The 23,205-nt window shown below is 50.8% G+C and carries 16 protein-coding genes; 8 read left to right on the top strand and 8 right to left on the bottom strand.

All coding sequences use genetic code 11. From position 1 onward, the window contains the following. The first annotated feature begins 22 nt into the window (after nucleotides 1–22). Nucleotides 23–3,331 carry a sensor histidine kinase gene (locus tag WG68_RS14255; RefSeq protein WP_161796373.1) on the top strand — a complete coding sequence of 1,103 codons (3,309 nt, stop codon included), beginning with the start codon at nucleotides 23–25 and terminating at the stop codon, nucleotides 3,329–3,331. 20 nt (nucleotides 3,332–3,351) lie between these two features. Further along, the gene (locus WG68_RS14250; protein WP_046558376.1) at nucleotides 3,352–3,807 is read left to right on the top strand and encodes a YaiI/YqxD family protein; all 456 of its coding nucleotides are present in this window, start codon (nucleotides 3,352–3,354) and stop codon (nucleotides 3,805–3,807) included. A gap of 9 nt (nucleotides 3,808–3,816) precedes the next feature. Here WG68_RS14250 and WG68_RS14245 read toward each other — a convergent pair whose 3' ends face one another. Next, nucleotides 3,817–4,686: a pseudouridine synthase gene (locus tag WG68_RS14245; protein ID WP_235357743.1), complete on the bottom strand. Its 870-nt coding sequence runs from the start codon at nucleotides 4,684–4,686 to the stop codon at nucleotides 3,817–3,819. A gap of 142 nt (nucleotides 4,687–4,828) precedes the next feature. On the opposite strand from WG68_RS14245, the gene WG68_RS14240 reads away from it, so the two are divergent. Next, nucleotides 4,829–5,521, top strand: coding sequence for a tRNA-uridine aminocarboxypropyltransferase (locus WG68_RS14240; RefSeq protein ID WP_046558437.1), 693 nt, complete (start codon nucleotides 4,829–4,831; stop codon nucleotides 5,519–5,521). A 24-nt stretch (nucleotides 5,522–5,545) separates the two neighbouring features. Next, on the top strand, nucleotides 5,546–5,773 hold the full coding sequence (locus WG68_RS14235) for an RNA-binding S4 domain-containing protein (protein ID WP_046558374.1): 228 nt from the start codon (nucleotides 5,546–5,548) through the stop codon (nucleotides 5,771–5,773). Between the two features lie 9 nt (nucleotides 5,774–5,782). Here the strand turns inward: WG68_RS14235 and WG68_RS14230 are convergent, their stop codons facing one another. The 4 genes from WG68_RS14230 to WG68_RS14215 form a co-directional block, all read right to left on the bottom strand. Beyond that, complete coding sequence (locus WG68_RS14230) at nucleotides 5,783–6,751, bottom strand: sensor domain-containing diguanylate cyclase (RefSeq protein ID WP_052749119.1); 969 nt, start codon at nucleotides 6,749–6,751, stop codon at nucleotides 5,783–5,785. 161 nt (nucleotides 6,752–6,912) lie between these two features. Next, a complete protein-coding gene (locus WG68_RS14225; RefSeq protein ID WP_046558373.1) occupies nucleotides 6,913–7,290 on the bottom strand; it encodes a DP-EP family protein in 378 nt (125 codons plus the stop codon). Nucleotides 7,291–7,313: 23 nt separating this feature from the next. Further along, nucleotides 7,314–10,568 carry an nSTAND1 domain-containing NTPase gene (locus tag WG68_RS14220; protein WP_046558372.1) on the bottom strand — a complete coding sequence of 1,085 codons (3,255 nt, stop codon included), beginning with the start codon at nucleotides 10,566–10,568 and terminating at the stop codon, nucleotides 7,314–7,316. Nucleotides 10,569–10,715: 147 nt separating this feature from the next. Beyond that, nucleotides 10,716–12,302 (bottom strand): isocitrate lyase, encoded by a 1,587-nt coding sequence (locus tag WG68_RS14215; protein ID WP_046558371.1) that lies wholly within the window; start codon nucleotides 12,300–12,302, stop codon nucleotides 10,716–10,718. A 193-nt stretch (nucleotides 12,303–12,495) separates the two neighbouring features. On the opposite strand from WG68_RS14215, the gene WG68_RS14210 reads away from it, so the two are divergent. Beyond that, entirely contained in the window at nucleotides 12,496–13,434 is a 939-nt protein-coding gene (locus WG68_RS14210) for a LysR family transcriptional regulator (protein WP_046558370.1), read from the top strand. Between the two features lie 307 nt (nucleotides 13,435–13,741). Here WG68_RS14210 and aceB read toward each other — a convergent pair whose 3' ends face one another. Beyond that, a complete protein-coding gene (aceB, locus tag WG68_RS14205) occupies nucleotides 13,742–15,346 on the bottom strand; it encodes a malate synthase A (protein WP_046558369.1) in 1,605 nt (534 codons plus the stop codon). Nucleotides 15,347–15,542: 196 nt separating this feature from the next. On the opposite strand from aceB, the gene WG68_RS14200 reads away from it, so the two are divergent. The 3 genes from WG68_RS14200 to WG68_RS14190 all read left to right on the top strand — a co-directional run bounded on the left by WG68_RS14200 (nucleotide 15,543) and on the right by WG68_RS14190 (nucleotide 18,343). Then, a complete protein-coding gene (locus WG68_RS14200) occupies nucleotides 15,543–16,193 on the top strand; it encodes a DUF2726 domain-containing protein (RefSeq protein WP_046558368.1) in 651 nt (216 codons plus the stop codon). 163 nt (nucleotides 16,194–16,356) lie between these two features. After that, entirely contained in the window at nucleotides 16,357–16,551 is a 195-nt protein-coding gene (locus WG68_RS14195) for a hypothetical protein (protein WP_046558367.1), read from the top strand. A gap of 208 nt (nucleotides 16,552–16,759) precedes the next feature. After that, entirely contained in the window at nucleotides 16,760–18,343 is a 1,584-nt protein-coding gene (locus WG68_RS14190) for a methyl-accepting chemotaxis protein (RefSeq protein ID WP_046558366.1), read from the top strand. Between the two features lie 39 nt (nucleotides 18,344–18,382). Here the strand turns inward: WG68_RS14190 and WG68_RS14185 are convergent, their stop codons facing one another. Beyond that, on the bottom strand, nucleotides 18,383–19,936 hold the full coding sequence (locus tag WG68_RS14185; RefSeq protein ID WP_046558365.1) for a methyl-accepting chemotaxis protein: 1,554 nt from the start codon (nucleotides 19,934–19,936) through the stop codon (nucleotides 18,383–18,385). A 116-nt stretch (nucleotides 19,937–20,052) separates the two neighbouring features. After that, complete coding sequence (locus WG68_RS14180; RefSeq protein ID WP_046558364.1) at nucleotides 20,053–23,205, bottom strand: efflux RND transporter permease subunit; 3,153 nt, start codon at nucleotides 23,203–23,205, stop codon at nucleotides 20,053–20,055.

The raw sequence follows: 23,205 nt of genomic DNA, 5'->3' as shown, positions 1-23,205 counted from the left end.
ATTTGACCGTGAGCAGTATAACTTGTCGTTTAGCTTACTGAGCCGCCTTGCGCTGACCGCGCTGTCAGCCCTGGTTACCACTTTACTGTTTCCAGCACAGGTTTACGCCTCTGCCAGCCAGTATTTTCCGCCCGCCAGTGAGTTTTTTGTCAGCGTCGCCAGTCGGCAGCATATTCCCGATAATATTGTGACCAAACTGGCCCAGGATAAATATGGCCGTATATGGGTTGGCAGTGCCGGCGGCCTGGTACGCTACGACGGTTATCGTTTTCGGCGCTATTTACAACCAAGCCAGCAAAATCTGCCCCCCGCCAGTCATGAACAGCAAAGCAGTACTATCAGCAACACGGCTATTGCCGGCAATTTTGTTCGTTATTTATTTCAGGCCAGCGACGGCACTTTATGGCTGGCAACGGCGCCAGGTGGTATTCAGCGCTATGACAGTGTCACAGACAGTTTTTATCAGCCTAAAATCACCGCACCCGGCATCAGCACGGACTTCGCTTATCAGGTTCAGGCCGTTACCGAAGATGCCGCGGGCAACATCTGGCTGGCTGGCAATCAGGGGTTAGCCTTACTGGACCAGCAAGGCCAGCTGCTGCAATTTATTCCGTCTCATACCGAGCTGCAGGATATCAGGGCATTACTGACTGACGATGCCGCAAATTTATGGATTGGTAGCCGCAGCGGGTTATATCTGTTAACGCCGGGCAGTGCCACCCCGAAAGCGGTGACCAGCCCGTCAGGTGATTTGGGCCAGGTATTAACCCTGGCCAGAGTGGCATCTGAAATCTGGCTGGGAACAGACAGGGCCGGCGCTTATGTTATTAATGCCGATCATAGCCTGACTGTTCTGCCACAAGCCGGCCAGGTACCAGGGCCGGTATATGATATTTTGCAAATTAATAGCCAGGAAGTCTGGCTGGCTGGCTTTAATGGCATCAGCCGGCTGGCGGTAACCGATAAAAACTTACTGGGCCAGTATCAGCACGATATTTCTAATCCTTTTAGCCTGGCCAATCAGGATGTGCGTACCCTGCTCAAAGACACTGCCGGCAAAATATGGCTTGGTGGTTATGGTGGTGGCTTACAGCGCTTTGATGGTCAGGCTGGGGTCAGTACCTTACGCCAGAGTCTGACCAAAAGCAGCAGCATTGCCAGCGACAATATCAGCAGCGTGCTGGAGCTGGCTAATGGCCGGATTTGGCTGGGAAGTCGCGGCAATGGCATTGAGGTTATTGACCCGGCTGCTGGTATAGTGGCGCGTCATCTGCCACAAACTGATATGCCCGGCAAGCTGCAACATGGCTGGATAACCGCTATGGCAGAGCAAGCCGATGGTACTGTCTGGGTGGGGGTCAATCCTGGTCAGGTATACCGCTTCCAGCCTGATAACGGCAGCTTTAGTCTGCTGGGCCCGGAACAGGGGATCTGGCGCACGAATGTCCGTAGTTTTTTTATCGACAGCCAGCAACGGCTGTGGCTGGGTAGTAGTACCGGCGTAGCCTTGTGGCAAGCTGAACAACAGCGTTTTGTCCGGATCAGGCAACACAATGGTGAACCACTACAAGACTACATTAATACTATGGTGGAAGATGCTGAACGCAACATCTGGCTGGGTACCGGTGCCAGTGGGTTATTTGTGATAGCGCCGGGCACCCAGGCTACACTGCCCACGGCAGAAGCCGTGCTGGCTGTCGAAGCCAGCACTATTCTGGGTTTGCTGCACGATAGCCAGAACCGGCTGTGGCTGGACACCCCGGCGGGTTTGTATCGCTATCACCCTGGCGAATCGCCAACCGATGGAACCTTCAGCAAAGTCAGTTTTGCTAATAGCACTCTGAATGAAGATTTTGGTGCCAATTTGCTGGAGGATAACCAGGGCAATATCTGGACCTCCAAGTTCCATTTTAATCCGGCCAATAACCAGCTGTATGAGCTTACGCCTGCCGACGGTGTCGATATCGGCAGCCCCTGGTATCGCGCCTTTGCCAAAACCCGCCAGGGTTTGCTGTTATTTGGTGGCAGCAACGGTTTACTAATCATTGACCCCGCGTTGTTCAACTCCTGGCAATACCAGCCCAGAGTGTTATTAACCGAGCTCAGAGTAAAAGGCCGCAACCGGCAAATAGCCCCCGAGCAGCCAACTTTAACCCTGCAAGCCGATGAACGTAGCTTTAGTGTTGAATTCAGCGCAATGGATTTATCCGCGCCGCAAAAACTGCAATATCGCCATCGCTTATTGGGTTTTGAGCAAGACTGGCAATATTCTGATGCATCGCAACGGCTGGCCAGTTATACCAATTTATGGCCTGGCCGCTACCAGCTACAAATTCAGGCGACCAATCGCAGCGGCCAGTGGAGTGAGCAACAAAACACCTTGCAACTTACGGTAAAACCCGCATTTTGGCAGCAATGGTGGTTTGTAGTGCTGGTTACCCTGGGCCTGGTGCTGGCCGTCTACCTGTTAGTGCGCTTTCGCACACGGGTGTCGAAGCTGCAGGCGCAGCAATTGGCGCGGCTGGTGGAAGAGCGCAGTCAACAACTAAAACTGGCCCAGCAAAGCTTGTTAGAAAACGAAAAAATGGCAGCACTTGGCCAAACAGTAGCCGGAGTAGCGCATGAGATCAATACGCCGGTTGGCGTTAGCATTACAGCCAGCAGCGCACTTGCTGGCAAGGTAAGCGAGTTAAAACAGCACTTTGACAATAAAACCTTAAGCACTAAAGCCTTTAGCCAATTTGTCAGCGATAGTGAGCAACACCTGCAACTGATTAACTACAACTTGCAACGGGCGGCGGATCTCGTCACCCAGTTTAAACAACTGGCGGTAAATGAAACGGTAACCGATACCGTCAGCGTAACGCTGAAACCCTGGCTGCAACATTTAATTGCCCGGCTTAATCCACCTAATGCCGCTATTGGCATTATTCTGGATTGCCCGGATGAGCTTAAGCTGCAATTGCGGGCCAGTGCGCTGAGCACAGTGTTAAGCCATTTGTTGGAGAATGCTTTATTGCACGCCTTTGAACCGGACGATAGTGGCGAAATAAGGCTGGCAGTAAAATGCAATCAGCAACAACTGATGATTAAAGTAGCCGACAACGGTAAAGGCATTGATACCAGTGTTAAAGACATTGTCTTTAACCCCTTTGTAACGACCCGCCGCGCCAGTCAGAGCAAAGGGCTGGGGCTGCACCTGTGCTACAATCTGGTCACCCAGGTACTGGCCGGCAGTATTGATATGGAAACTCAGAGCGGCAAAGGCACCGAGTTCAGGCTGATATTGCCATTGGTAGCTGAAACCAAGTCTGGCGGAAAACCAGACTGAACGAATAAGAGAGTATTGCAATGAAAATCTGGGTAGATGCCGATGCCTGTCCGGTGGTGATCAAAGACATTTTGTTCCGGGCGGCGATAAAACGGCAAATCAGCACCATTTTGGTTGCTAACCAGCAAATCCGGGTACCGCCCTCGCCTTATCTTAGTAGTCTGCAGGTTGCCCACGGCTTTGACGAAGCCGACAACGAAATTGTCCGCCGCTGCGCCCCCGGCGATTTAGTGATAACGGCCGATATTCCATTAGCCGCTGAAGTGCTGGCCAAAGGCGGCCGGGCGTTAAACCCGCGCGGCGAGTTATATAGCACCGATACCATCAAGCAGAAACTGACCATGCGCGATTTTATGGACACCCTGCGTGGTAGTGGCGTGCATACCGGCGGCCCGCCACCACTGAACCAGAGCGATCGCCAGGCTTTTGCCAATCAGCTGGACAAACTGCTGCAACAACACCAGCAAGCGGGTTAATACAGCCCGCTACCCTGGCCAGGCCGCCAGTAACTGCTTACTGCAAAACTGATGCTGGCGCTGGCTTAACGGATCGGTAAAGTTTAGCTGTTGTGCTAACAGCTGCAGCGGCCTTGCCAACTGTGGCAACTGCTTTGGCTGCAACACCGGATAGTAGGTATCATGCAGAATTGGCATGCCCAGGCTTAGCATATGCAAACGCAGCTGATGGGTTTTACCACTATGCGGGGTAAGCTGAAATAGCCCTAAGTTATCGTTTTTAGCTATCAGGCAAATATCCGAAATGGCATTGACCTCGCCCGCCACTATGGCATTAGTAAAACGCGGGCTGCTTTTCTCAATCCGGTTGGCGATATGCCAGAGCTGCGGCAGTTCAGCCTTTTCAGCTGCCGCCGTTAAACGGGCCACCGCCTGATATTGTTTGCTAATTTGGCCCTGGCTAAACAGCTGATAGTACGCTGGCCGGCTAACCGGGTTCACTGAGAACAACACCAGCCCTGCGGTATCGCGGTCTAAGCGGTGCAGCGGCGCAATATCAGTAATACCGGTATCACGCTGCAACCTTGCGAGCAGACACTCATTAACATAGTCACCGCCCGGGGTTACCGGCAAAAAATGCGGCTTATCGGCAACAATAAGATGCGCATCCTGATAAAGGATTCGGTGGGCAAAGGGGATCCGTGGCTCGGCCACCACTTCGCGGTAATAGCACAGCCGTTTACTAGGCGAAAATGGCGTATCAGGTGTGATAGCGTCGCCGTTAAACCAGTGTACCTTACCGGCGGCTATACGCTCGCGCCAAACCGCTTCGCTGATAAAAGGAAACTGACCGCATAAAAACTGCAGTACCGTAAGCCAGCCGTTGTTAACTGCTGGCAAAGTAATTTCTGAGGGGCGCAGGGCTATTGACACGATAAGGTTTTCAATACAGTTTGGTTATCCGCAAAAAATCACGAAAAAGGCTGCCCAGCCTAGCATAAAAGCCTTACAATTACTCCTTTGGCTGCCAGCGAACGCACTTTTGACCGAGAATTCTGTATTACTATTGCGCCAACATGAACTGGCCAAGTCGCAGCGGGTATTCAATGCCCGCGGCAGTAAAGTGGTACGCTGTGAGCAATGTCTGCTGCCCGCCAACGCTTGTATTTGTGCCGCCAAACCTGTTGCTGCCGGCAACTGCGCCTTTTGTTTTATTATGTATACCGGTGAGTGCTACAAACCCAGCAATACCGGCCGGCTGATTTGCGATGTAATAGCCGATAACCATGCTTTTGTCTGGGACCGCACCCGGCCCGATCCAGCGTTACTGGCGCTGTTAAATGATAACCGCTATGCACCAGTGCTGGTGTTTCCGCAGCAATACGCAGCACCTGAGCGCTGCTTGCCAGATGCCGCCGCACTTAGCCTGGCCACCACCGGCAAAATCCCGCTATTTGTGATGCTGGATGGCACCTGGCGTGAAGCCAAAAAAATGTTTAAAAGCCCCTATCTGGCCGCGATGCCGGTACTGGGCATTCAGCCCGAGCAAGCGTCGCGTTATGCGCTGCGCGAAGCGGCCCACTTGCATCAGCTGTGTACTGCAGAAGTGGCGATTGAAGTGTTAGCACTGGCCAACGAAACCGAGGCCGCCAGACTGCTGGCGCAGTATTTCAGCGAGTTTCGCCGCGCCTATCTGCTGGGTAAACCCCATTTAAACTTAAGCGAACCCGCTTAAGAACATCATTAAAGGCGACAAGTTATGAGCAGCAACAAACGTGAAGTGATCCTTAGCAAGCAACCGGTAGAACTGTATAAAATTTTAAAATTTGAAGGTTTATGCAGTAGTGGTGGCGCAGCCAAAGCCGCAGTTGACGCTGGCCTGGTGAAGGTAAATGGTGTGGTCGAAACCCAGAAGCGCAAGCAAATGAATGCCGGCGATACCCTGAGCTTTGGCAGCGAAACCCTGATCCTTAAAGCAGGGTCGTAAATAACGCCGTTAACTACTGGTATTAATACAGTCGCGGCCATCCGATTTAGCCCGATACAAGGCGGTATCTGCTGCGCACAGCAACGCCTGGCTGGTGCGGTACTGGCCACCTATTTCGGTTGACACTCCCTGGCTGACTGACACATTCACCGCCGCCGGCAAACCGGCGTCGGTAAACTGTAATTGTCGCACTATCTGCTGCACGTCGCGCGCCACTTTTAACGCGCGTATTTCATTGTGGTTAGGCAAAATCAGCGCAAATTCCTCACCACCATAACGTGCGGCCAGTTTGGCCTCTACCGGCATTGCCTGCACTATAGCCCCGGCTACCTTACGCAGGCAGGCATCGCCCTGAATATGGCCGTAACTGTCATTAAACTGCTTAAAAAAATCGATATCGATAATCACCACACTAAGCGGCCGGCGTGCATCGGTACACAACTGCCATTGCTGCTGCAGTTGCTCGTCAAAACCACGACGGTTGGCCAGGCCGGTTAACGCATCGGTCGTAGCCTGCAGCTTTAAGTGCTCACATTCTGCCTTGTAACGCGTTAAATCGCGCAGTACCAATACCAACCTCGCTTCGGGCTCTGGTAAAAACGACACGGTAAGCTCGATGTCTTTAATCTTGCCATCGACACAACGTAAAGCAAATTCCGACGGGCCCGTCTGCAATGAAAGTACCCGCTTTGCTACCATTTTTACCAGACCGTCATACTGTTGCTGACAACGACTAAGCAAAAACTCAGGCCAGCGCCGGCCAATAAGCGGCGTACTAATGCAATTAAGTAACAAAGCGGCTTTGGCGTTGGCGCATTCAATAACCCCATCCGGGCTGACAATCAGCACTGCCTCGGCCAGATACTGGATAAAACTAGCTACATCCAGAGCGCTTGCCATATCGTTATCATCAGGCCACAGGCCGTTGTCGTTCATGGCCAATGCTGGCAGCTGGTTTTTGTTATGTGCAGTTTTCATCGGCGAGTCTTACTTAGTTGGCTTAATTGCTGCCAACTTTAACCTTTACCTACCGCGATAACCTTCTGACAACCTTCCTATTTAATTTATTGATTTTAAACAATTAAAAAAGCCCCTTTCGGGGCTTTTGGGAGATAATGAAACAGCCTTAGTGGGTGCAATCAGCCGTTGGGCTCGTTTTTAACTTGCGGATCTGGACTCAACAGCATCAGAGTATTGCTGCTATTGGTAAGTACAAATTGGAATTTAGTGGTACCGGCACTACGGTCCATATCCAACATCTGCACTAACTGACCATCGCTGCTTACCGTAATAGCATCAATAATACCGTCAAAGGGTGTTATAAAACCAACACCAATAAACTTCAGGCCTTTGCCGGTATTATCTACCAGCTGGTAAGTAATAGTACCGGCTTCTGTTACCGTAACATCACCGTTGGCTAAAGGTTGGCCAGCGGTAGTTTGGTAACTAAATACCGGTTCGCCATTTTCCAGATTGACAACAACCTGAATTAAACTGGCCGCTTGAGTTAAAGGCATAACGTATTTCCTTATGGTTGGGGTTAAAAGTGATAATTCACAATATTATTTTTTTCCAACAGTGCGATAAGTTCGGGTTGGCTTGCCAGTATGCCAAGACAATCAAGCGACTTTGCGTAGGCGCTAACGTATCGAGCATCCTTGTTCGTTTGCACAACATCTGCTAAACGCCGCTGAACTTGCTCGCACAATGATGTCGCGGCCTCATCCTGACTTTCAGCAACTAAAGTTTTAGCTTGTAGCAGCTGGCTATCTGTTAAGAAAGCGATATAACTCATATTTTTTGAATACTGCGCCGTTAGTTCATCAGAGGCATGATAAGCAAGATCTGCAAAAACTTTACTGTTAGCAAACAGGTTTAAGTTTTGTAACTGCTGCGCAGCTGTTCGCCAAAGCCTTACTTCAATTTCCTTAATATTAATCTGGGTCATTGTTTCGCGGTCTAAGTTTAATGCGGCTTGATTAAATGCAAAATTACGCTCAATTTCCACTAAATCCTGGCCTGTCTGAAACTTAAAGTTTTGAAAGTAATAGTAATGTCTGCGGCGCTTCCAGGTACTGTTATCAGGGTCTTGTGCCAAAGCCTTTGATATAGCGCTAAAACCAAGCTTAGCTTTGCTCAGTGCTTCTGCAGTTCTTCCTTGATAATCTAATAAATCGGCCAGCAACTGATAACTACTCGTCAAAATATCCAATAAATAGGGCTCTGAAGTCGATTTAAATCCTTCAAGCTGCAGTTGTAATTCCTCATGTATAGTAATAGCGGAGGAAAGATCACCTTGCGACAGCACGGCACTGGCAAGCCACGATCGAGTATCAGCGACGTCTGCTATTAACTGGCTACTGTCGGGCTTCTGATATAGTGCCAGTAATTTAAGCCGCAATGACTCTGCAAAATTCTGCTTCGCCTTATCAAACATCTGCTGCTTCATCGCCAATGATCCCAGCGAGTTGGTGGCGTAAGACAGCTCCATAATGGCATCGAGGTTATCCGGCGCTAACTGATACATTCGCTCGCTATACTGGTAATAGCGCTCAAATTCCGGCTGGGTGGCTTGCCAGTTGCTGGCGTCATACTGAATTTGGCCAAGCCAAAAGGCATTAGCGCCGAGGGTTTTTAACAGTTCTAGATTATCTGGTTGCTGCTTAAGCACCGCTTCTAACTGCACTCTGGCGGCTTGCAGGGCAGCACTGGCTTCGTCGGTTTTACCGCGCGAGTAGGCCACCTCGCCCATGGCTTCTAAGGTTTGGCCATGCTGCAGCCTGGCTGCGGTGCTTAAACTGGTATCATCGGTAGAATAATCGGTAAAGTATTCCAGGGCTTTGTTGCTGATACCGTCGAGTAAATCCATGCGGCCAATGCTGCGCAGCTTATCGGCAAACTCCCCGACCATAAATCCCAACAGGTTTTCTGCTGCCAGGCGTTTTTGCTGCGCTTGTTGCTCGGCGTTAAAACTGCGGATCCCCATTGCTACGGCGCTAAAGGTGAGCAGGCAGAGCATGGCGATGGTGCCGCGGCGGGTCCAGCGTTTTAACCGGGCTTTGTTTTGAGATGCCTGAATAAATTCAGTTTCTTCATTATCAAGCTGAAATAAGCGGTTTTGCTTTAACAGTAAAGCTTCTTGCAACGGTTTGCCTTCGGCCAGCAAATAGGCACTGTTTTGTTTTTCGCTGCGCCAGCGCTGGCTTAAATGCACGATACGGCTTTTTACGCTTAAGCTATCAAAATGTTCGCTGATCCAGGCGGTGGCGCGTGGCCAACGCCGTAACAATGCCTCGTGCGCTATGCTAAAGCAGGGCTCGCCTTGTTGCAGGTGCGACACAAATAAGCGCTGCTCAACCATGGTATTCACCAAAGTGCGCTCAGCATCTGTTTGCAGTTGCGCTAAACGGGCGCTGCGACTGGTAATGCTTTGCTCGTCTTCGCGTAAGGTTACCAGTAGCGACAACACCCGTGGCAGGCTATCCTGCTCGGCTTTGCTTAGGTTTTTAATTGCCTGTTCAGCGTTTTTACCAATGGCGCCCTCTATACCGCCCAACGCTTTATAGACCGATAGCAGCAGCTGATTGTCGCTACTGCGCTGTAAATACAATTGCTGCAAAGTATATTGCAGCATTGGCAGCGCATCGGGGTTACTGGCCGCTTCGCTGCAGAGTATTTCATCCAGTGGCATGGCAGTCGCAGGATCAGTTTCAAAACTCAGCCCGGCGGCCAGGGCGGGTAAGCGGATCATTTGCAGCAAATCGGCACGCCCTGGTGCGGCCAGGTCAAAATGAGCGCCCTTAGCTTTACCCGCCATTAAGCTGGGGTAGGCGACTAAGTTGGGATAAAATTCGTTGCGACAAGCACTGAGCACCAGCACTGTACCGCTACTGGCAAATTGCTCCAACAGGGCAACAAAGCCGCTGCGCTCTTGCTCGCTGAAAATTGGCGAGGATAACAATACCTCTAAACGGTCGACAAAGAGCGCGAAACGCCGGCTGTACTGGCGGCCATTGGCTAGTAGTTGACGGCACTGCTGCAGCAGCGCCTCGGGTTGCTGTTGCAGTTTATCAGCCAGGCTGGCGGCACTATCACCACTAAACACCGGGGTTTGCTCCGGCCCCAGCTCCCAGTCCAGTAAGGTACTGGCTAAGCTGTGATACAACTGGCCTTTACTGACATCGGCTAAGTCCAGGCTGCTAAAAGACAGCACTTCAACGCCATTAAAGCCGCCGGCCTGCATCAGATTAGGCATAACCCCGGCATTAATTAACGATGACTTGCCGCTGCCGCTCGGGCCCAGTAACAAACAAAAATCGCGGCCGAATTTAATTTGCTGGGCAATTCGGCTTAGCAGGGTATCAATTTGCGCACCGCGGCCAAAAAAAACGCTGGCATAGCGGGCGTCATAGGCCTGCAAGCCCGGAAACGGTGAGCCTTGCTGCCAGCTTTGCGGCGTGGCACTTTGTTCTTGCCCTGAGGGAAAACGCACCTCAGCCAAAGTACGGTAGCCACGCTTACGAATGGTTTCAATATATGTTGGCTGCGTGGCGTTATCGCCCAGCGCTTTGCGCAGTTGGGTAATGGTTTTATGCAGCGGGTTATCGCCAGTGGCAGTACCGGGCCAGCAATGGCTGACAATATCATCGCTGCTGAGCACCTCACCGGCATGGCGGCACAGTAGTAGCAACACATCCATGGCTTTAGGTTCAAGCTGTTGTAGCTGCTTACCTTTGCGCACCGTATTAGCGGCAGGGTCAACCTGCCAATCGCCAAAGAAGAAAGTGTTACTCATCGTCAGATTCTGTTGCCAATGCTTATGTTGATTAATGCTACACAACATAACATGCTAAAACGCATTAATTGAATAAAAAAGGCAGCCTTGCGGCTGCCTGGGGTCAATCCACTGACCACGTAGCAAAACATAACCTTAGGTTAAGTCTTAAAACTGATTCATAGTATTGTGCTTACCACCGGCTTTTAATGCCGCCTCACCAGAGAAGTACTCTTTGTGATCATCACCAATGTCAGAGCCTGACATATTCTGGTGTTTAACACAGGCAATACCCTGACGGATTTCTTTCCGTTGCACTCCGGCCACATAGCCCAGCATACCCGCCTCACCAAAGTACTCTTTTGCCAGATTGTCGGTTGACAGCGCGGCCGTATGGTAAGTTGGCAAGGTGATCAGGTGGTGGAAAATACCGGCATCCCTTGCGGCATCTGCCTGGAAGGTACGAATGCGTTCATCCGCTTCCTGCGCCAGCTCGGTGCTGTCGTAATCTGCACTCATCAGCGCAGCACGGTCGAAACTGCTAACATCTTTACCGGCCTGCTGCCAGGCATCGAATACCTGCTGACGGAAATTCAGCGTCCAGTTAAAGGACGGGCTGTTGTTGTACACCAGCTTAGCATTGGGCACCACTTCGCGAATACGGTTAACCATCTCCGCAATCTGGCCAACGTGCGGTTTTTCGGTTTCAATCCACAATAAGTCAGCACCGTTTTGCAGTGAGGTAATACAATCCAGTACCACCCGATCCACACCACTGCCGGCTTTAAACTGGAACAAGCCACTGGCTAAGCGTTTCGGTTTTAACAGCTTGCCATTGGCTTTCACTACCACATCGCCATTGGCAATATCGTCGGCGCCACTGATGACATCACCATCCAGGAAACTGTTATACAAATCACCTAAATCACCCGGCTCATTAGTTACCGCGATTTGCTTGGTTAAGCCAGCACCCAGTGAGTCGGTGCGCGCCACAATAATACCGTTATCGATGCCCAGTTCTAAAAAGGCGTAACGCACGGCGTTAATTTTTGCCAGAAAATCAGCATGCGGCACGGTAACCTTGCCATCCTGGTGACCACATTGTTTTTCATCCGACACCTGGTTTTCAATCTGAATAGCACAGGCACCGGCTTCAATCATCTTCTTGGCCAGCAGGTATGTGGCTTCGGCATTACCAAAACCCGCGTCAATATCAGCAATAATCGGCACCACGTGGGTGTCAAAGTTATCGATTTTCGCCTGAATTTCAGCTTTTTTCGCAGCATCGGTGGCGTCATCTAACTGACTGAACAAGCCACCCAGTTCGCGGGCATCGGCCTGACGTAAAAAGGTGTACAGCTCCTCTATTAAAGCTGGCACTGAGGTTTTCTCATGCATTGACTGATCAGGCAGCGGCCCGAACTCAGAGCGCAGGGCGGCAATCATCCAACCCGACAAATACAGGTATTTTTTCTTGGTAGTGCCGAAATGTTTCTTAATAGCGATCAGTTTTTGCTGGCCGATAAAACCATGCCAGCAACCCAGCGATTGGGTGTACTGACTGCTGTCAGCATCATAAGCCGCCATGTCAGCCCGCATAATGTCGGCGGTGTACTGGGCAATATCCAGCCCGGTTTTAAAGCGATTTTGCAGTTTCATCCGCGCCGCATATTCCGGGCTAATAGCAGCCCAGGCTGAACCGGCGTCTTTACATACCTGGTCGAAGTGTTTGATATCATCTTGATAAGCTGTCATGGCCGTTTCCTCTTGCTAAAACTGTTGTGCGTGTTGTTGGTATTCACTATAGATAACAAAACCACAATTCATATAGCTGATTTTAATGATGCCCATCATTTCTTCAGTGAATGCAACTTGGCTATTGACGACCCTGGGCTGGCCGATGTTATGATTCAAACCAGTGATAGTTAACGCCAGAGGCATTTTACAGATGAATATTAATAAGATGGATTTAAACCTGCTGGTTTATCTGGATGTGTTGCTGCGCGAAAAAAACGTCACCCGGGCAGCTAACCAGCTCAGCATAACTCAGCCGGCGATGAGCAATGGCTTAAAACGGCTGCGCGATTTATTAAATGACCCGATTTTAGTGCGTACCTCGGATGGTATGGTACCGACCGAGCGCGCCCGTGAGCTGGCGCCGATAGTACGTGGCGTGCTGTTAACGCTGGAGGAAACGCTGCAACCAAATAAAGATTTTGACCCCCTTAACAGCCAGCGGGTATTTCGCATTATGGCCAGCGATTACGCCGCTTCAACGCTGATACCTGCATTATTAAAGAAGATGCGTGTGCAAGCCCCCCTGACCAGCCTGGATATTATGACGCCGTCTGATGTCACTTTTCATGATGTCGAAAACGGCAAGGTAGATATGGCCATTAACCGTTTTGATCAGCTGCCGCAGTCGTTTCACCAGAAAACGGTGTGGCGCGACAGTTTTTCCTGCCTGATTAACGCCAGTAACCCGGTCGTTAAACACTTTAATTTAGACAGTTATTTAAAAGCGCAGCATATCTGGGTCAGTAAAACCGGCTTTGGCGTCGGTGTCGGCATGGATCCGAAAGATGTGCAAAAACTCGGCTGGGTCGACGAAGCCTTAGCTAAGCTCGGCAAGCAGCGCAATATCTCGGTATTTACCCGCAACTACCATGTGGCGATGCACCTAGCGGTAGGCATAGATTTAATTGCCACCCTGCCCAGCCGCGCCGCTAAGCTGTATGAAAACGACCCGACCATGGCCATTATGGACCCGCCCTTTGCGATTCCGTCGATTGAACTGAAAATGATCTGGAGCCCGCTACTACACCAGGATGCCAGCCATATCTGGTTCAGACGGCTGATTGTTGAAACAGCAGATGAGTTAAACTAACTGGCTTAAAGAATAGAGGATAGAACCTCTTTTGAAGGAGCCGGGGAGTGTCTGAGCCCCTGCCGCAGGCAACGGGCGAGTTGCCCCGGCGAGTGAGGAAGAGTGTTGTATCCGGCATGCAGAGAGAGAGAACAACTGCAACACCCGCCTTGGCTCGCCACAGCAACTCGCTCGCGCTTGCGCACTCACTCAGACACTCTGTGTCGACCAAAACGGGGTTCCAGCCGTTCTCTTTCTAGTATCGGTTTAACGAAAACAAAAAAGGCGCTGTCAGCAATGGCAGCGCCTTTGATTTGGTTTACTCAGGTTAATCAAGCAGCTGATATGCCGGCAAAGTTAAAAACTCGACCAGTTCATCAGCTGTAGTAATGTCCAGCAGCAGTTGCTTGGCCCGGTCAAAGTTTTGACTTTGCCAGGTTTCCGCCCCTACTTCCTGCAACACTACTTTTGCCTCTTCCTCTAAAAAGTCGGCAAACAGGGCCTTGGTAATTAACTTACCGTTGCTTAAACTTTTTCCATGCTTAATCCACTGCCAAATCGACGTGCGTGAAATTTCTGCCGTGGCCGCATCTTCCATTAAGCCGTAGATAGGCACACAGCCTTTACCGCTGATCCAGGCGGCAATATATTGCAGCGCCACTCTTATATTAGTTCGCATACCGTCTTCAGTGCGCTCGCCCTCACAAGGGGCTAACAGCTCAGCCGCGGTTATCTCCGCGTCTTGCTCGCGGCTAACATCCAGCTGATTAACCTTGTCACCGGCTAAATACTTGGCAAACACACCATTGGCAGTGGCAGCCAGGCCGGGGTGGGCTACCCAGGTGCCATCATGGCCATTGCTGGCTTCCAGCTCTTTATCTGCAGTAACCCGCGCCAGTATTTTTGCATTCTCCGCGGCATCTTTGGCCGGAATAAAGGCCGCCATGCCGCCCATCGCCAGCGCGCCGCGCTTATGACAGGTTTTAATCAGTAAGCGCGAATAAGCATTTAAAAACGGCTTGGTCATGGTGACTACCTGCCGGTCTGGCAACACCCGATCTGCGTGGTTATTTAAGGTTTTGATATAGCTGAAAATATAATCCCAACGGCCGCAATTCAGCGCCACTATATGATCTTTTAAGCTATACAGAATTTCATCCATTTCAAACACGGCCGGCAGGGTTTCAATCAGCACCGTGGCGCGGATAGTGCCTGCTGCTACCTTAAATTTCTGCTCGGTAAAGCTGAATACCTCATCCCACCATTTGGCTTCGGTGTGGCTTTGCAGTTTTGGCAGGTAATAATAGACACCAGAGCCATTGTTTAAGCGGGTTTGCCAGTTGTGGTAAAAATACAGCGCAAAATCGACCAGAGAGCCCGGTACCTGAGCGCCATCGACCAATAAATGCTTTTCCCACAAGTGCAAACCACGCACCCGGGCGATCAGTAACGCCGGCTTGTCCTTTAACGCATAGTGCTTGCCACTTTGCGGATCGGTATAGCTGATAGTACCCAGGTTAGCATCGCGTAAGTTAATCTGCCCTTCCATCACTCCGGCCCAGCTGGGTGCCTGCGAGTCTTCGAAGTCGGCCATAAACACTTTTACATCAGCATTTAGGGCATTAATAATCATTTTCCGATCAACCGGGCCGGTAATTTCTACTCTTCTATCCTGCAAGTCTGCAGGAATAGCCGCAACCTGCCAGTCAGAGCCTCGGATAGCTGCTGTTTCTGGCAAAAAATCCGGTAACGCGCCGTTATCGAACTGCTGCTGGCGGCTAATCCTGTTGGCCAGCAGCGCCGTTAAACGTGGCCGGAATTCGCGTACCAGTTCAGTAACAAAAGCGCAGGCATCGGCCGTTAAAATTTGCTCATAGTCGCTGTTAAGCTGGCCGGTTATGGTTAAACCCGCCCGGGTAGTAGTGTCAGACATATCCAGACCCTTTATTGCTGTTGCTTTTCGTTACCTAACTATAAGCCCTTTCCAACTATAAATGCCATTAATGGCTAAAATGCTTAGCATCACCAAAAACAATAGCCAGATAGCTAAACACTTCAAATTTCTGGCACGACTTGTGCTTTAAGATTTAAGTATAACTGCGTATGTCAAATTATCGTCGGAGGTGGGCATGGAATTTATTATGGTGTTGCTGGTAGCACTGGTGGTGCTGGTAGCTATGGTAGCCAGTCGCTTTATCGATAACAGCAATCCGTTTCAGGTGCAAAGACGCAGCAGCTTATTTAGTCCGGTTGAACGTTCGTTTCAAAACTTACTGGAGAAAGCGGTGGCCGGTGAATATAAAATTTTAAACCGGATTAAACTTGCCGATCTTATCGAAGTAAAAGAAAATGCTAATGAAAAAGCCCGCCGCAGTACCCTGGTAAAATTAAATGCCAAGTATCTGGATTTTGTGCTGTGCTCAGCAGATGATCTGCGGGTTATTGCGGTGCTGGATTTAGTGAACAACAGCAACAAAGACGGCCACAAAGCTGCACCAGACTGGTTTGTCAGTGGTGCGTTGGAAGCCGCTGGCGTGCCTTACTTACGAATTAAAATTAAGGCGGGCTACACCGCCGCAGATTTACAGCAAGCGCTGGCCCAGCGCCTGGGCAAACCAACAGTAAAAGCTGAGCCAATGTACAAAGGCTTGGTTAAAAAAGGTCCTACCCGGCCGGTGCGTTCATTTAAACCCGCGCCAGCGCCTGGCACAGAGCTAACCCCGGTGTTATCGCACTCCCAGATTAAAGCGCAACAAACTGCGCTGATACAGGCTTCTTAACGCTTTGGAGAAATGAGTCACTCCGCGCTAAGTTGGAATGCCGCCCGCTGCAACGGGCGGCATTCATTTTTCTACGATTTAAAAATAACAGCGGCAAAAAAATACCTAAAGTTTTGCAAACTGCGGCCGATAACGTGCTGACGTATTGTTAATAGGAGGTACTATGAGTCAATCCGTTGGTGCTCTGGCAACTGCACAGAGCTTTGAAATACTGGGCGCCGTTATGGCAAAGAAGCAGCAAAACCAGCAAGCACAGATGACTACAATGTTAGTACAAAGTGCCATGCAAACGGTCGAGCAAACCTCTGCCGCCTCACCAGTAGGCAATATCGGGCAGAATATTAATATCAGCGTGTAGCTGCATTCTGTGTTCCGTCTAAACCAAGGCCAGCGTTTGCTGGCCTTTCTTCTGCCGCGCTGCTTAAAACCACTTCACCGCTAAAAACTTGCATTAACCACCTTAGCACTTAAGCTTAAACCACAAGTTTAATTAGTGATCTGCTACTGATTGATTCAGAGGAGCATGCTCTGCAACTACCAAACCCTAATAACGAGAGGCCTACATCATGTCTGCTATTTCTACCTTTACCCAAAACCTTAGTGTCCGGGCGAAATTATTTACCGGCTTTGCCTTGGTATTAATCATTTTAATTATCAGCTCTGTAATGAGTTACAACGCCCTTAACAGCATGACTAGCCGTTTTAGTGTGGTTAACGATGTACGCGAAACCAATCTGTTAATCAGTGAAGCACGGCAACAAGAAAAAAATTTTTTATTGCGCAACGATCGCCAGTATATCCTGCAAGCAACCGAACTGAGCTCTCGGGCGAAACGTTTGGGAGAGCATAGCCTGAGTATGTTCACTCACCCGGAAAGTATGCATTTGATGCAGCAAATGCTCGATAACATTACCCTGTACCAACAATTACTCAGCCAACTGGCAAGTTTGGACCTGCAAACCGCCCAAACCGAACTGCAAGCAATAGAACAGCAGATAGTCGCCGTAGCCAGAGCTGCCGACGATGCAGGCAGCCGTTCCGTGGAAAATCAGTTAGTAATTATGGAACAGGAAAGTAATCACCTGGAGAGGCTGATTATTATTGCGGCCATCATTGCAGTATTACTTGGCATTACTGCAGCAATTATTATTACTCAGATGGTGGTAACCCCACTGCAGCAGGTAGTACAAGTGGCAGAGAAAATTGCCGCGGGTGATATTACTGAAGACTTACCAACCGATCGCCATGATGAACCGGGCCAGTTAATGCAGGCGATGCAAAAAATGAGTATCAGCTTACGGGCATTGATCAACAACCTGACTGCGGGTATTGCCCAACTGGCAACCGCAACCGAAGAAATGGCGGCGATATCCGAGCAAAATGCCGCCGGCGTCAATCAGCAAAAACAAGAAACCGAACAAGTGGCCACCGCGATGAATGAAATGGCTGCGACGGTACAGGAAGTAGCCAGAAGTGCCGAAGATGCCTCAACTGCGGCAACAGAATCGTCAGGACAGGCAACGCTGGGGCAGCAAATCGTGCAGAAAACCATTGGTCAGATTAAGGCGCTGGCCCATGAAGTCAGCACGTCAGCAGCGGCTATTGGCGAGCTGAAAGAGCAAACTAACAATATTGGCTCGGTGTTAGATGTGATTAAAAGCATTGCTGATCAAACCAACCTGCTGGCGCTAAATGCCGCTATTGAAGCTGCCCGGGCGGGTGAAGCGGGCCGCGGTTTCTCGGTGGTGGCTGAAGAAGTGCGGGCGCTGGCGTTTCGTACTCAGGAGTCTACCGGTCAGATTGAACAGCTCATCACTAACCTGCAGCAAAAAGCCGAAGCCTCAGTCAGTAATATGCATAAAAGTTCAGGTCTGGCCGATAATACCCTGGAAAGTGCTGATGATGCCGGCGATGCTATTCAGGCCATCAATACTGCAGTAACCAGCATTCAGCAAATGAACCAGCAAATTGCTGCCGCAGCGCTGGAGCAAAGTACCGTGGCCGAAGAGATTAACCGCAGTATTTTCAGTATTCGGGATGTAGCCGAGCAATCAGCCACCGCCAGTGAAGAAACCGCGGCTGCCAGTAACGATTTAAGCAGGCTGGGCACCGAGCTACAGCAACTGGCCAGTCAGTTTAAAGTGGCTTAGATAAACCTAAGCCACACTCGGCTGAATTAACTTTAAGCGCTAGCGCTTAAACCGCACCACCAGCTCATGCAGTTCACCAGCAATTTCCTGCAACTTACGGGTGGTGCTGGCTGAACTGTCGGCTTCTGCCAGGCTGCTATGTGCCAATGATGAAATATTCTCTACCTGACGGTTCACATCTTCAGCGACATGCGCCTGCTCTTCCACCGCAGCGGCCATTTGGATAGACATGGCCGCAATAGCGCCCACTGCATCTGAAATGCCATTAAGCATTTGCTCAGTATCCTTGACCTGTTGCAGCCCGGCCTCAGCGCCATCCCGACCTTGTTGCGCCACCTCTACCGCGGTATTGGCTCGGGCCGTCAGCTCGGTAATAATGCCATGAATCTCCTTGGTGGAATCCTGCGTGCGGCTGGCCAGATTGCGTACCTCATCAGCCACCACCGCAAAACCGCGGCCTTGCTCGCCAGCACGTGCCGCTTCAATAGCGGCATTTAGCGCCAGCAGGTTGGTTTGCTCGGCAATCTGGGCAATAATTTGCGCGACTTTGGCAATTTTCTGGGTTTGTTCGGCCACTTCGGTAACCGAATGGCTGATATTACTGACTGTATCGCGCAGCGTTTCAATCGATTTACGGGTGGTGGCAGCGGTTTGCCGGCTACGCCCTGCCAGCTCGTTTGATTGCTCTGCCCGCTCGGCAGTTTCCTGCACATGAGATGACACATCAGCAATAGTGGCGGTCATCTGATGCATGGCAGTGGCAGCTTGTTCGGTTTCGGTTTGCTGCTGCTTAATTTTTGTTGAGGTGGCTTCAGCTTGGGCCAGCCCCTGCTTGGCCTGGCGCGCGACATTAATAGCCGAATCTTCAATCCGGGTTAAGATTGCGCCAAGGTGCGCTTTTGAGCTCTTAATAGCAACCTTGAGCTCACCAATCTCTGGTTGATCATCGGTAAATGTCATCACCGCCAGTTCATGTTTAAAAGCAGTGCTCAACAACTCTTTCACACCGTTTAACGCCCGCCCGCGACTCATATTGCTGATCACCACATAACCCAGCAGGGTAACCAGCAGCCCCAACATAACCCAGTTAGCCGACGTAAAAGTGTACAGTAAGCCAGACAAAATAAGGCCCGCCAGCAAAAACCAGTTGTGTGCAGTTAATTGCCAGTGCTGCTTTTTAACCTTGCCGGCATTTATTGCCTGATACAGCTTTTCAGCACGCTTAATGTCTACCCGCTCCGGACAAGAGCGCACCGATTCATACCCGACCACTTTGCCATGCTCGGTTACCGGCGTAATATAGGCATCAACCCAATAGTAATCACCATTTTTACTGCGGTTTTTTACCAGCCCCATCCAGGGCTTGCCGGCTTTTAAATGTTGCCACATTATCTGATACGCCAGTGGCGGCATATCAGGGTGGCGCACAATATTATGCGGCTGACCAATCAGCTCTTCTTTTTTAAAGCCACTGATCTCAATAAAAGCATCGTTGCAGTGCAAAATATTACTGTTTAAATCGGTAGTGGAAATTAACTTTACGTCCTGGCCAAATGTCCGTTCATTATTGGTAACCGGTGAGTTACGTCGCATACTATTAACCATCCTTATGTTAATCTTTAACTAAAGATAGCTATCGTTTTTGAAATAACCATATGTTTCATAAAAAAGAACAATATCACATATCCAGGCGGGCCTCTGAAGAACTGCTACTTAGCGATCGTATTTATCTTGCCGGTTAGCCGCCGACTCAAGCTATCGGCGTACTGGCTGATAATTGAATACAAAGCGGGCACTACCAGTAGCGTTAACAGCGTAGAACCGAGCAGGCCTCCGACCACAGAGATAGCCAGCGGCCGCATAATTTCAGCGCCTTCGCCCAAGCCCAGCGCCAGTGGTAGCATACCCATTACCGTGGTCAGGGTAGTCATTAAAATGGGACGCAACCGCAGGCTGGCGGCATGAGCAATAGCGACCTCAACGGCTACCCCTGCCCGGCGCTCAATTTCAATATACTCCACCAGTAAAATGGCATTGTTTACCACTATGCCAATAAGCAGTACCACGCCAATCAGCACCGGTGCCGACAACAAGCTATTGGTCAGCCACAACGCTATTACTACACCAATCAGTGCCAGCGGCGCGGTTAAAATAATTACCAGCGGATTACTTAGCTTTTCGTATTGCACCGCCAGCACCACAAATACCAGAAAAATAGCCAGGGCTATCACGGTATACAGCTCTGTCTGACTCTCTTGCATGGTTTGCCATTGGCCACCTAACACCAGGCTGAATTGCGGTGGTAGTGCTAAATCGGCTAACCGTTGCTCCACCTGACTGATCACAGTGGCCACATCCGATTCGGCGGTATTAATATCACCGGTCAGCCGTATAATCCGGCTCTGGTTTTCCCGTTCAATATGGGCTGGCCCTTCGCTCAGCTCAAAATAAGCCAGGTCGCGCAGCAGCACGGTCTGGCCATCCTGGCGAAACAACAGCAAGTTGCCCAGCTGCTCTGCATCCTGCACCTGCGCACGGGGTAAGCGCACCCGCACATCATATTCCTGGGTACCATCGATATAGCGGGTAGGCACCGCACCATTAACCGCCTGACGAATCGCTCTGCCGACATCGGATACCCTAAGACCAAAGTCAGCCGCCCGCTCCCGGTCTACCCTCACCTGCAGCAACGGGCTTTGCTCTTCCCTGGCGGTTTCAATACCCTGCAGGCCTGGTATACCCTGCAAGCGATTGGCCACATCCACGCTCAGTTGCTGCAATAACGCCAGATCTTCCCCAACGATAGACACCGAAAAATCGGCTCCGCCTCTGCCGAAACGCAAGCCGCGAATACTGGGTGGGCGCACGCTGATCCTGGCGCCGGGAATATCTAATGCTCTTAAAACCCGCTGTGCCTGAGTAACCCACTGCCCAGCCGTCATGTCAGGCCGTTCGCTGGCCGGCGCCAGTTGCAACCTGAAATTCGCCACACCGGGACGTTCGTTAATTACACCACCGCTTAGATGGCCACCGACTAAAATAAAACGTGACTGCACGTATGGCAGTTGCAATATAGCCTGCTCTACTTTGCGCGCTGCAGCATCCGTTTCCTGAGGCGGCGTACCAGGTGGCAATACCATCCGCACACTGACTGAACCATCATCCACCGGCGGCAAGAACTCAGCACCCAGTTGCTCTGACAACTTCAGGCTGGCGTAAAACAACAAGCTTACTACTAGCAATACCCACCAGCGCCCCTGTAACAGGGTTGGCACTATTGCCGCATAACCGCGGCGCAAGGCATCAATCAGCCGGTTAAAACGCCTGACTGGCCAGCTATAATAGAGGCCACTTTGCCAACGAACTTTACCCAGCAAGGCGGCCAGCATCGGTACCAGGGTTAGCGCAGCGACCAAGGTTGCCAGAATAGCGAAGGAAATCGTCAGGATCATTTCACGGAAGATCAGCGCTGCCATGCCACTGATCAGTAAAAAAGGCACTACAGCGGCCAAATTTGTCAGGGTTCCGGCAGCAATAGCAGAGGCCACTTCGGCCGCGCCCTTGCGGGCAGCTTGTTCTGGCGAGGTATTGTCTTGCTCAACATGGCGGAAAATATTTTCCAGCATGACTATGGCGTTGTCTAACAGCAAACCAATACCCAGCGCCAGCCCACCCAGGCTGATGATATTAATGGTTAAGCCACCCTGGCCCATCATCGCAAAGGTCGCCATCAGCGCTATCGGTATGGATAAACCAATCACAAAACTTTTGCGGATACTACCTAAAAACAGTAGTACCATCAGCATTGCCAGCGCACCGCCCAGCAAGGCCGCACTGCTGACACTGGCAATAGCACCACGGATAAAATAGGCCGGGTTATCAATGGCCTGTAGTTCAATGTCTGCCGGAATAAATTGACTGCGCTGCAAATTGGCCAGCACCTGCTGCAGTTGCTCCACCACCTCGACGGTATTGGCCTGCGGCAATTTAAAAATAGACACCTGTACCGCTGGCACACCATTTAAACGCGAAAATACCCGCTGCTCCCGGTAACCATCCCTGACCTGAGCAACTTCGCTTAGCCGCACTTGCTGTCGGCTGTCAGGCAACGGCAGCAGCAGCTGCTCCAGCTCAGCTACCGAGCGAAAGCGCCCTTCGGTTTTGGCCATCACATCAAACCGGCTGGAGGTAACCCAACCGCCGGCGATATCCAGATTCTCCCGCGCCAGCATCTGCACCACATTATCCAGCGTCAGCTGATACGCCGCCAGCCGGTGCTGATCAACAATAATTTCCAGCTCACGCTCTAAGCCGCCGGCAGCTTCAACCGACGACACCCCGGCAATAGCAATTAAATGCGGGGTAAGGCGGTTTTCAATCCAATCACGCACCTCCACTTCGGTGCGTACCGCCGAGCTGAAACCTGCCTGCCATACCGGGGCTTCAGATGGGTCAAATTTATATAAACGCGGCGGGTCAATATCCAGTGGCAACTGGGTTTTCGCCCGCTCCAGTGAGCGCGAGGTATCCTGCAGGGCGATATCCAGATTAGTACCAAACTCAAAATGTAAATTAACGTTAGTACGCCCCTCCGATGCGCGGCTGTCAATATGGGTTAAGTTTTCAACTGCCGCCAGGTTGCGCTCCAGCACCCGGGTAACCTGTTCTTCCATCACCTCAGGTGCCACCCCCGGGTAATTCACCGACACCCGGATTTGCGGGTATTCAATATGAGGAAGTAAGTCGACGGCTAAACGCTGAATAAAAAACAAGCCAATGATTAATACCACCGAGCTTAATGCCAGGGTACCCACCGGCCGGCCAATGGCCCAGCCGGTAATGCCGCTGCGGGCAGATGCCAT

This window comes from Arsukibacterium ikkense (assembly GCF_000987775.1).
In the GTDB taxonomy this organism is placed as follows: domain Bacteria; phylum Pseudomonadota; class Gammaproteobacteria; order Enterobacterales; family Alteromonadaceae; genus Alishewanella; species Alishewanella ikkense.
The sequence above is the reverse complement of the archived record's forward strand: the minus strand, read 5'-3'. Positions and strand labels throughout refer to the sequence as shown.